13 protein-coding genes are annotated in these 13,976 nt (G+C 68.0%); 2 read left to right on the top strand and 11 right to left on the bottom strand.

What is annotated here, in order from left to right; genetic code table 11:
* From Aph01nite_RS03150 to Aph01nite_RS03120, 7 genes are all read right to left on the bottom strand, one after another.
* Positions 1-801, bottom strand: an 801-nt coding sequence (locus Aph01nite_RS03150) for a trypsin-like serine protease (protein WP_204039178.1), incomplete at its 3' end; no start/stop codon positions are given.
* Positions 802-933: 132 nt separating this feature from the next.
* Complete coding sequence (locus Aph01nite_RS03145) at positions 934-2,175, bottom strand: vWA domain-containing protein (protein WP_204039177.1); 1,242 nt, start codon at positions 2,173-2,175, stop codon at positions 934-936.
* Positions 2,172-3,443, bottom strand: a complete 1,272-nt coding sequence (locus Aph01nite_RS03140) for an AAA family ATPase (RefSeq protein WP_239161359.1) — start codon at positions 3,441-3,443, stop codon at positions 2,172-2,174. The genes Aph01nite_RS03145 and Aph01nite_RS03140 overlap by 4 nt, the downstream gene beginning before the upstream one ends.
* A gap of 76 nt (positions 3,444-3,519) precedes the next feature.
* Positions 3,520-4,893 (bottom strand): hypothetical protein, encoded by a 1,374-nt coding sequence (locus Aph01nite_RS03135; RefSeq protein WP_204039176.1) that lies wholly within the window; start codon positions 4,891-4,893, stop codon positions 3,520-3,522.
* Between the two features lie 155 nt (positions 4,894-5,048).
* Complete coding sequence (locus Aph01nite_RS03130; RefSeq protein ID WP_204039175.1) at positions 5,049-5,876, bottom strand: hypothetical protein; 828 nt, start codon at positions 5,874-5,876, stop codon at positions 5,049-5,051.
* An 88-nt stretch (positions 5,877-5,964) separates the two neighbouring features.
* Complete coding sequence (locus Aph01nite_RS03125) at positions 5,965-6,462, bottom strand: barstar family protein (protein ID WP_204039174.1); 498 nt, start codon at positions 6,460-6,462, stop codon at positions 5,965-5,967.
* Positions 6,463-6,976: 514 nt separating this feature from the next.
* The gene (locus Aph01nite_RS03120; protein ID WP_204039173.1) at positions 6,977-9,622 is read right to left on the bottom strand and encodes a glycoside hydrolase family 3 protein; all 2,646 of its coding nucleotides are present in this window, start codon (positions 9,620-9,622) and stop codon (positions 6,977-6,979) included.
* A 593-nt stretch (positions 9,623-10,215) separates the two neighbouring features.
* Here Aph01nite_RS03120 and Aph01nite_RS03115 point away from each other — a divergent pair.
* Entirely contained in the window at positions 10,216-10,566 is a 351-nt protein-coding gene (locus Aph01nite_RS03115; RefSeq protein ID WP_204039172.1) for a DoxX family protein, read from the top strand.
* Here Aph01nite_RS03115 and Aph01nite_RS03110 read toward each other — a convergent pair.
* From Aph01nite_RS03110 to Aph01nite_RS03095, 4 genes are all read right to left on the bottom strand, one after another.
* A complete protein-coding gene (locus Aph01nite_RS03110; RefSeq protein ID WP_239161358.1) occupies positions 10,543-11,208 on the bottom strand; it encodes a class I SAM-dependent methyltransferase in 666 nt (221 codons plus the stop codon). The two genes, Aph01nite_RS03115 and Aph01nite_RS03110, sit on opposite strands and share 24 nt — an antisense overlap.
* 170 nt (positions 11,209-11,378) lie before the next feature.
* Positions 11,379-11,792 (bottom strand): type II toxin-antitoxin system VapC family toxin, encoded by a 414-nt coding sequence (locus Aph01nite_RS03105; RefSeq protein ID WP_204039170.1) that lies wholly within the window; start codon positions 11,790-11,792, stop codon positions 11,379-11,381.
* Positions 11,789-12,052, bottom strand: a complete 264-nt coding sequence (locus tag Aph01nite_RS03100; protein ID WP_204039169.1) for a CopG family transcriptional regulator — start codon at positions 12,050-12,052, stop codon at positions 11,789-11,791. Before Aph01nite_RS03100 ends, Aph01nite_RS03105 begins: the two co-directional genes overlap by 4 nt.
* Positions 12,053-12,087: 35 nt before the next feature.
* A complete protein-coding gene (locus Aph01nite_RS03095; protein ID WP_204039168.1) occupies positions 12,088-12,888 on the bottom strand; it encodes an IclR family transcriptional regulator in 801 nt (266 codons plus the stop codon).
* A gap of 165 nt (positions 12,889-13,053) precedes the next feature.
* On the opposite strand from Aph01nite_RS03095, the gene Aph01nite_RS03090 reads away from it, so the two are divergent.
* The gene (locus Aph01nite_RS03090) at positions 13,054-13,965 is read left to right on the top strand and encodes a hypothetical protein (RefSeq protein WP_204039167.1); all 912 of its coding nucleotides are present in this window, start codon (positions 13,054-13,056) and stop codon (positions 13,963-13,965) included.
* Positions 13,966-13,976 lie beyond the last annotated feature (11 nt).

Genomic DNA, 13,976 nt, shown 5'->3' with positions numbered 1-13,976 from the left:
AGTACACGGACCCCAGCCGAACTGCACCGACGGCACCATGGAAGCCAGCCACGCCAGGTTCGCCCCTGACAGTTCCGTGAAAGCGGCGGCGTCCTGGCAGTTGAGGCCGAAGGAGTACACACCCACCTGGACGAGGCGTCCATCGCCCTGGGCGACCATCATCGGCCCACCTTCGTCCCCGTCGCACATGGAACGCGCGGTCCCTCCCGCGCCGATCAGCAACCGCGGGATCCAGACGTCATCCGCCCACGGCCACGGCCACGGCGTGACGCGGAAGAAAATCTCGTCCATCGCGTCGTCGCTGCGGATCGGCGTGTCGATCGCGCGCAGGGTGCCGAAGTCCGAGGCGTTGTGGGCGGACGCGCCGAACCCCACCAAGGTCGACTGCACGCCCGGCTGATAGTTCTCCGTCCGCCACGGCGAACCCACCTGCGGCATGACCGGAACGCCCGCCGTCGCCGACGCCGGAACGCTCAGAACCGCCAGATCGTAGCTCACCGCGTCCGTCGCGTAGCCCGGCATCGTCGAGTACACCGTGGCGGCCACCGTGACGCCGTTGCTGAACGTCGCCATCCTGGGGCCAGGCGATCGGAGGGCGCAGTACTGCGAGGTGAGCACCGCGGTCCGCGTGATGAGTGTGCCCGAGCAGCCGTCGAGCCGCACCATGTAGGGGTAGGCGGACCACTCGGAGAGGGTGCCCCCTCGGACCGCCTGCGCCGGATTCGGCGCCATCAGGACCACCGCGCCGGCGGCCGCACCCGCGACCGCCAGCCGGATCCATCGTCGTAAGAGAGATTTCACACAATTTCGGCGTTCCGTAATGTTCCGTTACGTTCCGTGAAAGTTCCAGCCAGTTCCATCACAACCTGCGCGAAGCACCACAGGCTCCTGGTCGCACCTCGTCGGCCAGATTCGGCGCACCCCAGCGTTGAGCTAGCCGAGGACGACCACCCGTGCCCATTCGGGCGGTGCGGCCGGCACGTAATCAGGATCGTTCTCCGACCACGATCTGGACGCCCTCCTCCGAGGGAACAGCCCCACCACCGTCCGGCACGGTGGCCGCGCATCCGGCCAGCGGGTTTGACCGTCGGTGAGGATCACGATGACGTCAGGCCGCGGCGTCGCACGCAGCGCCTTGGCGAACCCCCTGCGGAGATCCGTACCGCCACCGCCCACCAGCGGGATACCCTCCGCGCTGCACAGCGGGCGCAGGACCTGGGCCGCCGCATCGCACGACAGTACGCTGACCAGGTCGCGCCGACCGCCCACGACGCGGACGATCGCGGCGACCTCGAGAAGTGCGCTACCCAGTTCGGAGTCGCTGACCGACCCGGACGTGTCGATGACCACGGAGACCCGAGGCGGCCTGCGCCGCAGGCTCGGCAGGATGACGCCGGGCAGGCCGACGGACCGCCGCGACGGCCGGCCGTAGGTGTAGTCCTCACCCGCGCCGGGGCCGGAGGCCGCCGAGCGAACCGCCGCGCCGAGTAGTTCCCGCCACGGCTGCGGCGGGTGAAACGCCTCCTCCGCCCACCGCCGCCACCCCTTCGGGAGCTTCCCGGGGCGGCCGATGATGCCTTCCGCCACCCGGAACCGAACCGCGTCCTGTTCCTGTGGGCTGAGCCCGTTCGCACCGTCCGGTCCGAGGTCCCACTCCCGTTCCATTCCGTCCGCGCCACTGCCACAGTCCAGCCAGACCAGATTCTGCGTGTACGGCCCGAGCCGGAACTGGCGCAAATAGTCCTCCATGAGTTCCCCCTCAGCCAAGCCGAGAGCCTTCGGGTCGACGGCGCCCTCGGGCCGGACCAACCCGTGCCCGAACACGTCGTCGTTGATCTCGCAGTCCGCGGCGATGTTCATCCGCAGTCTCTCCCCCGGTCCCGTCAGTCCCCGCTCCAACGCGACCCGATCGCTACGCCCGTGATGGTCGCGCAGCAGGTGGGAGACCTCGTGTACCCACACCCCTGCCAACTCCTCCACCGGGGTTCGATCAACGAACGCCGGCGAGACGTAGCATCGCCAGTTCCGGTCCACGGCCATCGTCGGCACGAGCCGGGACTCCACCGTGTGCAGAGCGAACAGCGCCGTCGCCAGGTAGGGCCGAGCCCGGACGGCGAGCAGCCGGGCGGCGAAGAGCTTCTCGAGGTCCAGGGTCCCCGCTACGCCGGGCGTCATCGGCTCGGCCCCGCGGCGGCGGCGACCCGCGCCGCGGCCTTGTCCGCCTTCCTGCTCAAGGACACCACGCCGGCGAGCTTCTCCATGGACGCCGGAACGTCCCAGTCCGGGCGGCGCAGCGCGGCGAGCGTGGTCGCGGGGACGACCACCAGGTCCGGGGCTCCGGTCTCCAGCGCTCTGGCCAGCAGTACCCACGCCGCGTCCCAGCGTGTCTTGTCCGGCCGCTTCCTGACAGCCCGTACCACGCCATCGAGTACGGCCTGGCGCAGGTCACCCCGTTCTGGCAGGTCGGCCGCCGCCGGGTCAGCCAGCAGCGCCTCCGGGTCCGGGAGGTCCATCCGGTCCATACTGGCCAGCAGTTCGAGCCCCGGACCGTCCCCCACCGCGCCCCTGACCAGGATGGACAGCGCGTCCCTGGACGTATTCGCCGCGGTGGCGAAGGCGATCAGACACAGGGCCATCTCCCAGCTGCGGGGCGAAGGCCACGGCCCGCCCCGGCGGGCTTCGTTACTCGGCAACTGATGCACGAGGGCAGGGCGGGCGGCGAGGAGCCCGCACACCGCACGTCGGGCGAACGTCACCGCTTCTGACAGCCGATCCGGGTCGAGCCGTGGCAGCGACGCATGCGGCCAGGTGCCGCCAAGGCCGCGTACCACGACCTCGTGGTCATGAAGCCACTGCAGATGAACGAACCGGTTGGCCAGGGGCGCACTCAACTCCCAGCCGTCGGCCGCGGAGGACCGCGGATTGGCGGCCGCCACGATCCGGACGCCGGGGGGAAGTCGCAAGGCGCCGACTCGCCGCTCCAGCACGAGGCGGAGGAGAGCGGCCTGGACGGCCGGCGGTGCGGTGGACAGCTCGTCCAGGAAGAGCAGCCCCCGGCCCGCCTGGACCAGGCGTACGGCCCAGTCCGGCGGGGCCATCGGGATGCCCTGGACTGCGGGGTCGTCACCGACCACGGGCAGGCCGGAGAAGTCAGACGGTTCGTGCACGCTGGCGATCACCGTGGTCAGCGGTAGGTCAAGGGCCGCGGCGAGCTGCTTCAAAGCCGCGGTCTTGCCGATCCCCGGCTCTCCCCACAGCAGCACCGGCAGGTCGGCTGCCACGGCCAGGGTCAGCGCCTCCAACTGCGTGTCGATGCGCGGCTCTGTGGCCGTGTCCTGGAGCAGGGCGAGCAGATCGGCGGCGACGTCCAGCCGGGAGGGATGAGCCGTACCAGAGAGTGCGGTGGCGGTGAACGGAGATTCGGGCAGTACGGATGTGGGCATTAGATCACCTTTGAGGTCGGGGCGAGCCGGGACAGGAACGCGGTGAGATAGTGCGAGGCGGAGCGAGGACCGCGAATCAGCGGGACATCGCGTGGCGCGGATGTGCGCGGTTGCCTTTGGACCTGCGGTCCCGACGGGTGACCGGGCCCTGTCCGAGCTCGGCCAGGCCGGCCCGGAACAGTCCATGGGCGATTCGCCGCAGCGCCGCCGTCTCCAGCTCGTCCCGAAGGGCGCCCCTGGGCAGCGGTGTGCTCGGCCCGAGGAGACCTTCGACGACGGCCAGAGCACCGGCGGCGTCGCCGTGGTCCAGGCGTGCGCGAATGTCCATGAGACGCTCCGGGTCGCGGCGCTCCCCGTTGATAATCTGCAGGCACGGCAGTGGAGTGCCGGTCAGCGCGGCCAGCAGCTTCTCGCGGCGGATCTCGGCCGGGTCGTGGTCCAGCGCGACGAGCACACCGTTCACGACACCGATCCGGTGCTGGGCGCCACGGCACTCGACCAAGCGTTGACGGGCTTCGCCTTCAGGGATCCGCGGAGCGCCGACCGGGCGATGACCTGGAACCAGCGCCGACGCGACGAGCGGGTGCAACTGGTCGGCCTCGATCAGCCCGGCGCGAAGCAACGCCAGGTCAGGTAGCACCCAGGTTGCCACGTCGGGCAGCACCGGCAGCACGGACCCGCCACCCCTCGCGGAGTCCGCCGTAATCCGCAGTGCCGGGAGTCCGGAGGTAGCCCCATCCACTACCAGTTGACGCCGCCCCCCGAGCCGTACGGCGACCGCGCCACCGGCCCGCCCTTCCTCGCGGAGCAGCATCCACGCCTCGGCCGCCCACCGATCCACGGCCCAGTCGCGCTCCAGCGGCACATCCGAATTCGGAGCGGGACGGCCATCGTCGGGCGGCTGGTCCGCCCCGGAGCGAACCCGCAGCTCACCGATCCTGCGGGCGTCCCACAGGTGGCGGTGCAGGTCGAGGCGGAAGCGCCGGTGCGGACGGGGATGCGGATGCAGATTGTTCCCGGACCTGTGCCCGTCCCACAGAGCCAGGCTGATCCGCTGACCGGCGTCTGCCCAAGCCGGCGGAGTCCGGGCCACGAGGTGCACCGTACTGCCGCCCCCATGGTCCGCCGGGCCGTACCGGACCAGAGAGATGGTCAGGCCCGGACGCAACAGTCCGTTTGGTGCGATCCTCGGCATGTGCCAGCGCAGCAGGTCAGGAGCCAGATGGCGAAGATCAGCCCGGACGCTGGCCGCGAACTCCTTACCGTGGGCGTGAGCCGCGGATCGCAGATTCAGATCGACGTCGACATGCGCCGCAACACATGCTCCTGCCCAGTCCCCGACGGCGCGGCGGGCAGTTGCAGACTCGATCATGGAGGGCGGCACGGCGAACTCGCGCACGCGCAGCCAGAAGAGAAGGCGGGAATCCTCGTTCACAGTCCGGGAGCGCATCAGCACTCACCTTGCTGGAACGGGACCCCCAATCTGCTGAAGTAAGCATTCATCTTGATCAGCATATAACTTCCCGCACCAGATCCGCCAGGGCCGATCCAGACGTAGCCCTCCATCCCACGTGACGTGGTAGCCGAAAGCGCGGCGCCTGGCGACTAGTACGCGGAAATCGGACGCTGCAAGACAGCGAGCTGCTCGATGAACTCATCAACAGTGCCGATGGAGTCACTTATCGCTTCATACGAGATGATCCGCCTTCGATATTCGCTGATAATGTTCTCCCACTCGGCCCTATGATCCCCCGGCGCGGATGCCAGCAATGAGTCATGCATCCCCAGGTCAACACCGATCGCAATGTCGACAAATGAATCACCTGGGTTCAGGACATTCTTCATGCCGGGAGCCTCGTCACTTCGAAGCGACTCGACCAGTCGATCCTTCGTTGCGTCGCCACCGATTGCGAATAGATTTATGTTACAGAAGGCATCGCCAAGTGTGACCGTTGCCAGTGCCACCAGATCCCGCAGTTCGGGGACGGCGAACAGAGCCGCCTCACGCCTGTGGGCGCGCTGCCAGTCCGTGGGCGGAATCGGCAGAGAATTACGAGGAACGGAGAATCCCGCATCACGCTGCCCCCATTCGGCCTGCTCGACATCGATAGAATATTCCCAGTTCAGCAGATCAAAGTCATTCCGACCCAATCTTTCAATGACGAAGTCCCGCCCCCACGCCGGGATCGCGTAACGCTTCCGCCGGGCGGTCAACTCCCATGCGATGCCGAGATATACTGCCACCTCTTCACGGTTGTTGTTATTTACCCCGTACAGGAAGAATGGATTACGGTCCCGTGGAACCGAGTGACCCGACTCAAGGCCGGGCCAGTGTCGATTCACCACATTTTCCCCGAACTGTGATACAAGTTTGGCGGTGGTGACTCCCGCCTCGTAATCGATCTCAAAGTCCAGCAGGGTCGATGATGGCATCTATCGTCCGTTCTTGTACCAAGATGCACCTGGCACCCCTCCCGCGAGAAAGTGGCGCCGGCGGGGACGCGCGGAGTGCCCAAGGCGTCTACCCCAGATCGCGCCTGTCCTCAAGCCACTCCGCATCGTTCCACCTCGCGTATTCGGCTCCCAGCGGGCCGAACGCGATGCGGGGATTATCGGATTGCACCAGGCAGAGTATGCGGTGTCCCACCAACAGCGCCGTCGTCGCGTTCGAGGCGATGATGTCCAAGACCGCCTCAGCGACAAGGGGAAAGCGCTCCGCGAAGGTGTCATACCCGGTCATCACCAGAACCAGACCGGTCGCCTCCGGCCGAGCCCCGTAGTCACAGAACGCGACATCGCTCAGGCAGTCATTCAGCGCGGCCAGGACACCTGCGTAGTATTCGGGGAAATCCAAGGCCGCGGCGAATGCCTGATGCATGTCCGTCTCGACCAGCCAGTCCGAGGCCGCCAGACGGACCACCTGGTAGTCGTGAGCAAGCAGCCAATCGGTCGTCTCGTCCAGGATCGAGTGACGCCAGAACAGCGTTACCGGCGAGTCCGCCATCAGACGGTAGTCCAAGGGGTGGGTGTACCGGGCGTCCCGGCCGAAAGGGGCCATGGGACGCAAGGCTGTCACCGCCACCGCCGTATGACCAAGCCTCCGGCGAGGGGCGCTCCGAGCCGGGGTGATCCGTCATCCCCGGCCGTAGATGGCTGAGGTGGTCCTGATCGCAAGCTCATTAGCGCAATTAGCCGACTACTTGCCGATCTGCGGCCGTTCGTGCTCGGGATCATCCACTCCGCTCCCGCACCGACGCCACCCTCAGCCGTCGGCAATCCCTGATCGGGCGGGATTGTTGCGCACGGCCGTTTCACCTGACAGTTCTGAGATCCAGGCGGAGAACATCCCGTATGAGACGTCGACCGCATGCCCACGCGCCTGGCAGCCGATCCTGAGATCGGCTGGGTCGCAGCTTTACCGCGAGGCCAGCGCCCGACGCAGAGCCGTCCCCGCAGTCCCCGGTGAGGACCTCCGGATGGAGTCGCGGACGGCTCACGCCACGCCGGAGGTCCTGACCGTTGTCGCCCGGTGGCTACGTCAGACTGGCGCAGTTCTGGGCGTCCACGTCCTTGGCCGCGTTCGGCACCCAGCGGATGTTCGCGAACGACGCGGAGAACGCCCCTTCGGCGTACACGACGAACGGCATGTTGATGTTCTCCATGTCGAGGCCGACCCCGGCCGTGAAGCAGGCGATCGGGATCTTGACGGTCGTCTTGGTCCCGACCGGCAGGGTCCGGAACAGCGAGGTCGCGGTCACCTCGGAGAAGCACGGGAAGAGGCAGTGCACGCCGAGCATGGTCCGCGCCGCCGGGGGCTGGTGGACGATCGTGTCGAAGACCAGGGCGGCGTCCGCGTTCAGGTAGGCGCGCAGGTCGCTGCCGCCCGCCGGATTCTGCAGGAAGATCTGCCCGGGGCCGGTGCCCGTCCAGGTCACGTTGAGGCCGTCCTGCTGCGCGTTCACGTCGGACGGCACCACGTTGATCTCCGAATGCGCCGCCCGGCGATCGGCGCCGATCTCGGTGTCGGTGTCGGCGGAGCCGATGAAGCTCTTGTACGGCGCGACGTCCATGCCGTTGTAGATTCCGAGATTCTCCGTGGCGGTGCCGCCGCCCGTATTGGCGCAGCCGGACTGCGGGGTGGTCTCGTCGAGGGTTCCGACCGAACCGGTCTGCCCGTGGCGCAGGCCGTACCCGAGGGGGAAGAGCGGGTCGTAACCGGTGTCACCCGGGTTGAGCGGGGGCTGGCACGCGGCCTTCGGCCAGGAGTACGGGAGTTTGCCGGTGTAGCCGGGGCCTCGGTGCGAGACGAGCAGGTCGGCCACGCCGCCGCCCTCCGTGCCCGGGAGCCACGCGACGACGAACGCGTCGGAACGGTTGAGTTCCTTGTTGACCCACAGCGGGCGGCCGGTGACGTACACGGTCACGACCGGCGTGCCCTTTCCGCTGACCTTGTCCAGGACGGCGAGGTCGCCGGGATAGAGCTCGGACGCCGCCAGCGTGCGCCGGCCCAGGTCGCCGAGGAACTCCGCGTACGGAGTCTCGCCGATCACCGCGACGACCGCGTCGTACGCCGAGGGGTCGACGCCGTCGGCTGTCTCGCTGAACGTGACATTGGCGGCGCCCAGCGCCTCCCTGAGGCCGCCGAGGATCGTCGTGCCGTTCGGAAAGTCAGCGTTGCTGTTCTCGGTGCCCTGCCAGGTGAGGGTCCAGCCGCCGGTCTGGTTCTGCATGCTGTCCGCGCTCTTGCCCACGACGAGGACCTGGGAGCCGGGGGCGAGCGGCACGACCCTGTTGTTGTTCTTGAGCAGAACCTGCGACTGCCGTACGGCCTTGCGGGCGAGTTCCCGCGCCTGGAGCGCGCGGGCGGACCCGGCCATGGCGCGCGCCGAGGGCTTGCGCGCGTCGAACACACCGGCGCGCAGTTTCACCCGCAGGATGCGCGTCACCGCGTCGTCGATGCGCGACATCGGGATCTCGCCGTTCTTGACCTGCGCGATGGTGTTGGCGATCAGCGCCTTCCAGGCGTACGGGACCATCACGACGTCGATGCCGGCGTTGATGGCCCTGGCGCAACTGGAGCTGGTGCATCCGGCGACCTGGCCGATGGCGTTCCAGTCGGAGATCACGACGCCGTCGAAGCCCATCTTCTGTTTGAGGATGTCGGTGATGACGCGCTTGCTGCCGTGTATCTTGCCCTCGTTGATCCCGAGGTCCGCGCTGGTCCAGCTGTTGAAGGACGCGATCACGGTCTGCGCGCCCGCCGCGAGTGCGCCGTAGTACCCCTGGCCGTGGATGTTGATCATCTGCGCCTCGGAGGACGGGTTGACTCCCTGGTCCTGCCCCTTGGCGGTGCCGCCGTCCCCGAGGAAGTGCTTCGCGGCCGCGATGATGCCGCCACCGTGCCCGAGCTTGCCCTGCAGACCCTTGACCGCCTCGTACGCGTACGCGCGGGTGATCCGCGGATCCTCGGAATAGCCCTCGTACGTGCGTCCCCACCGGTCGTCCCTGACCACGGCCACCGAGGGCGCGAATGCCCAGTCCTGCCCGGTCGCGCGGACCTGCGCGGCGGTCGCCGCCCCGATGTCACGGATGAGGCAGGGGTCCTGCGCGGCTCCCAGGCCGATGTTGTGCGGGAAGATCGTCGCGCCGTAGACGTTGTTGTTGCCGTGGACGGCGTCGATGCCCCAGATGATCGGGATCTTCGTCCTCGTGTTGACGGACGCCGCCCAGTAGGCGTCGGCGAGGTCGAGCCAGGCCTTGGGCGAGGCGTGCTTGTCGCCGCCGGGCCATGATCCGCCGCCGTTGAGCACCGAGCCGATGTGGTACTGCTTGACCTCCTCCGGAGTGATGGCGCCGATCTCGGGCTGTGTCATCTGCCCGACCTTCTCGGCGAGCGTCATGCCGGCGAGGATCTTCGCCACTCGCTTCTCGTCTGCTCGGTCCCGCTCGACCTGGCTCTTGACCTTCGGCCAGTCGGCGAGCGTGGGCAGGCTCCGCTCGATGCGAGCGCAGCCGTCGTGGTCCAGGGCGGGCTTTCCGATCACCGGCTGGTGGGCGCTTTTGGCGGTCTCGGCGCCGGCGCTGGGGAGTCCGGCGGCACCACTAGTCAGTAACGCGAGCCCGGCCAGCACCGCGACGGTGCGTCGGCGAGCCGGTGGCCGGGCGAGAGATCTGATCATGAAGGGTCCGTTTCTCGATGCGGCGGCGACGGTCGGGACGGTCTGCTGTGGCCGCGCTACGCAGATCGTGAACTGCGGCGGCAGACCGGCTCAACTTCGAAAACGCTCTCTCGCTCACGTTTTGAACCAAGTCGTAAAAAAGCAAGGACTACCCGACCATCGCGCACTGCCTATCGCGCGGCACCGGCAAGTTGGGCGCGCGAAAACGCTCTCTCGACGGCGGAGATGCGTTGCGTGTCTCGCCCGCTGGTGCGCCGACGGCAAGGCCGGAGGGCCGTGGTCGGGACTCGCTGACCAGCGACCCACCGGACTGCGACGACCGGCCAGGTGTGGCATAGGAACGACCCGCACGGGCACAGGACTTGTTCATCGGGGACGTGTCTCCCCAACGCACCGATGCGCGCACGAAACCGAGGTTCTTCGGTTGATCGCCCGGCGATGGCGGAACATGACGCGGTCGTGATCGACGGGCGGCCGGGAACCGCGGCCCTGTCGCAGTGGCGCGCGCCGCCCCGGTCTTCCAAATTCGCTGGCGGCCACATCGACGTCTTTGCGGCACCTCCCCCACCTGCATATTGAGGAGTGGACGCCAAGTGTTCACCGTGTACGTCACCGTCACCGTCGCCACGATTCTGGCCAATTTCGCGATCGTCGTCGCCGACCTCGCGAGAGCCGAATTCGTCCTCGCCAACATGGCCGAAGTGGGGGTCCCATCATCGGCCCTGCCGGTACTGGCTGCGCTCAAAGCCGCTGGTGCGGCCGGGCTTCTCCTCGGCCTGCTCGGTCTCGATGCCATCGGGGTCGCCGCGGCGGCCGGACTCGTGCTCTTCTTCGTCGGCTCCGTCGTCGTTCACGTACGGGCCGGCGTCTTTCACAACATCGCGTACCCAGGCACCTTCCTCATCCTGGCTCTCGCATCCTTAACCCTGGGGATTGCGCGTTAAGCGACGAGCAAGGAGGTAGACCTGCGGGAACCCCCGCTGCGGATCCTCCCCAGGAGCGCCGACCAACCGGGCCACCTCGGCGAGCCCGACCTTGAGCAGCAACTCGGCCACGCGGTCGGGCGAATACCGGTAGGCGAGGAACACCTTGTGGTCGTACGCCTCCGCGAACTCGGCGGGGTCGTCGTACCCCGGGAAGCTGAGCAGCAGGTGCCCGCCGGGCACGAGCACGCGGTGAAACTCGGCGAGCGTCTCGGGAAGCCGCTCAGGCGGAGTGTGAATGATCGAGTAGTTGGCGAGAACCCCGGCGAGGGAGGCGTCCTCGGCATCGAGGGCGCCCATCAGCCCCACCTCGAAGCGGAGTTCTGGATGGCTTCCGCGGGCGAGCGCGATCATCTCCGGCGACAGGTCAATGCCGAAGGCGGTGACGCCAAGGGAGCGGAGATACGCGGTGATATGGCCGGGGCCACACCCCACATCCGCCACCAGGCCGTCACCGGAGGCCCGGACCAACTCGGCGAAGAAGGGGATCATCACGCGGTTGATCGGGTTGGCATGGAAGTGCTCGCCGATGAACTCGGCGTAACGGACAGCGGAGGTGTCGTAGGCAGTACGGGTGGCGGTGAGAAAGTCCGGCTCGGTCACGGGGGGCCATGCTAGGGCCTCAACTGTGATCATGATCGCCGCCAACTGGCATTCGGCCGCGTCAGAAGGGTTGGAAAAGGTGGTCCAGGAAGCCGACGTAGGAGTGCAGGTGCTCTGCGGAACGACCTGAGATCGATCTTTTGATCCGCCGAATGGTCATCGCGTGCAGTTCAGATCTTGATGACTACGACGCGTCCGCCGCACAGGGCGGCGAGGTCCTCAGGGTCGGAGGTGAGAACCGTGACGGGGCCGGGGGCGGCGAGGGCGGTGGCGCTGAGCATGGCATCGATGGCGTGCTTGTGCCCGTGCACGCCGGCATCGGACAGAAGTGTGGCGGCGTGCCGGGCGATCGGTTCTGTGACCGGCTCGACGACCAGGCGGGACAAAGTCCACTCCAGGGCCGGCCGGTTGATGCGGGGATGGACCACTTCGACGAGGGTGGCGGCGGAGGTGATGACGCGGAGGTCGTCGGCGCGGGCGAGGGCGAGCCATGTGGTGACCGTGCGGTCGCGAAGGACGGCTTTAGCCAGTCCTTCGCTGTCGAGGACCAGGGTGCCGCCGGGGGTGGCGGGGGAACGGGTCACGCGGCGTCCGCCCCACCGCGGGCCTGTCCCTGCCGGGCCTGATGGAGTTGGTCGCGCAGTGCCTGGACCTCGTCGTCGGTGACCGGGCCGTGCTCGGCCTCGGCGACCTGGATGAGCTCGCTGAGGTTGTCGCGCTCGATCTGGCGGGCGACAGCGGCGGCGACGTAGGCGGACAGCCCAGAAGGGCCGCTCCGGGACCGGGCGGCCTCCGCGATGTCGCGCGGCATAGTGATCGAGTACTTACCGGTAGCCTCGCTCATACTCTGCATCCTACCTCTTATCCTCCCGCGTCGGATCAGCCGGCGGGGCCGAGCGCGTCGGGTCGGTGTCCGTCGGTGCGGTGGCCGAGTCTGTCTGAGAGGGTGTGGGCGCCGCGGGCGACCAGTTCGCCCCATTCCTCGCGGCGGGCGGAGTCCCAGCGCAGGATCGGCACCGAGACGCTCATGGCCGCGACCATGGTGCCGGTCTGGTCGTACACGGGGGCCGCGACGCAGCACACGGATTCGTTGGATTCGCAGTTGTCGTAGGACAGGCCTCGCGCGCGGATCTCCGTCAGATGGGACCACAGCCGGGCCGGGGAGGTGATGCTGTCGGGGGTCATCGCGGACAGGGTGCGGTCCGCGGGGAAGCGTGCCTCGAAGGCCTCGGGGGTCAGGCCGGCGAGCAGCATTTTGCCCACGCCCGTGCAGTGGGCGGGGAGTCGTCGGCCTACGGCGGAGACCATCCGTACCGGGTGGGTGCTGTCGACCTTGGTGATGTAGACCACGTCGGTGCCGTCGAGGACGGCCACGTGCACGGTCTCGTCGCAGGCGGCGGCGACCTCGCGGGCCACCAGCAGGGCCTCCTGGGAGAGGTCGAGCTGGTCGGCGAAGACGTTGCCGAGCTGGAACAGCCGCATCCCCAGGCGGTAGCGGGTGGGCTGGCCGGGGACGCCGATCAGGTACGACCGTTCGGTGAGGGTGGTCACGAGCTCGTGGACGGTGGTCCTGGGCAGGCCCAGCCGTTCGGCGATCTGCGGCGCCGAGAGCGTCTCCCCACCGAGGAACAGCTCAAGAATGTCCAGCGCCCGGCTGACCGCCGGAACCGTTCTCCCCATCGCCCACCCTCACGCACTGTCCGGAAGCCCTGTTGTTCGAAATATCGAACACAGCCCAAGATTTCGAAACCAGGCCATAAGAATCTATTGACCTGTCCGTTTTGTCGGTTTACTTTGCAGTCATATTTCGGGACGTCGTACGAAATATCGAACAAGGAGGGTTCTGTGCGCAACCCATTGGAACGGCTCGGCGACCCCGCCGTTCCGCACGCCGTCAACGATTCCCCGGTGACTTTTCCCGACGGCGGCACGTGGCGCACCGAACTCCCTTCCTGCGAAGGCCCGGCCGTGCTGGACGCCGTACTCGAGGAAAGCCGCCGCCTGGAGGTTCCGCTGCACCGGATCAGCCAGGGCAGCGGGGTGTGGATGCTCACCGACGGTGAGATCTCCCAGATGGTGGCCGTATGCGAGGAAGCGCGGATCGAGCTGTGCCTGTTTCTGGGACCGCGCGGCACTTGGGCGCCCGGCCCCATCCCGCTAGCCGGACCCCGCGCACGAGGGAGGGACCAGGTCGCCCAGTGCCTGGCCGACGCCGAACGAGCCGCCGCCCTCGGGGTGAGGTGCCTGCTGGTCGCCGACGAGGGCGTGCTGTGGTCGCTGCACCGGATGCGTACCGCCGGGCACCTCCCCGAGGACACCACCCTGAAGGTGTCCTCGCTGGTCGGCCCGGTCAATCCGGTGACCTTCGCCATCTGGGAACGGCTCGGCGCCGACTCGATCAACGTGCCCAGCGACCTGACCCTCGCCGAGATCGCCGAACTGCGGTCGTACGGCTCCGCCCCGATCGACTTCTACGTGGAGGCCCCCGACACCATCGGCGGGCACGTACGGATCCACGACGCCGCCGGGTTGATCCGCGTCGGCGCCCCCATCTATCTGAAGTTCGGCCTGCGCAACGCGCCCGACATCTACCCGGCCGGCCGTCACCTGCTGCCGGTCGCCATCGAGAGCGCCCGCGAGCGCGTACGGCGCGGCCGCCTCGTTCTCGACACCCTCGCCCGGCTGGGAGTCACCGAGGGCATGTCCCCTCTGGGCTCCCGAGAGCCGGGCAAACTCTCCCGTTTCACAACCCCCTGACGGTTGGAGGA

The sequence above is a fragment of the Acrocarpospora phusangensis genome, from assembly GCF_016862995.1.
Classification (GTDB): Bacteria; Actinomycetota; Actinomycetes; order Streptosporangiales; family Streptosporangiaceae; genus Acrocarpospora; species Acrocarpospora phusangensis.
The sequence above is the reverse complement of the archived record's forward strand: the minus strand, read 5'-3'. Positions and strand labels throughout refer to the sequence as shown.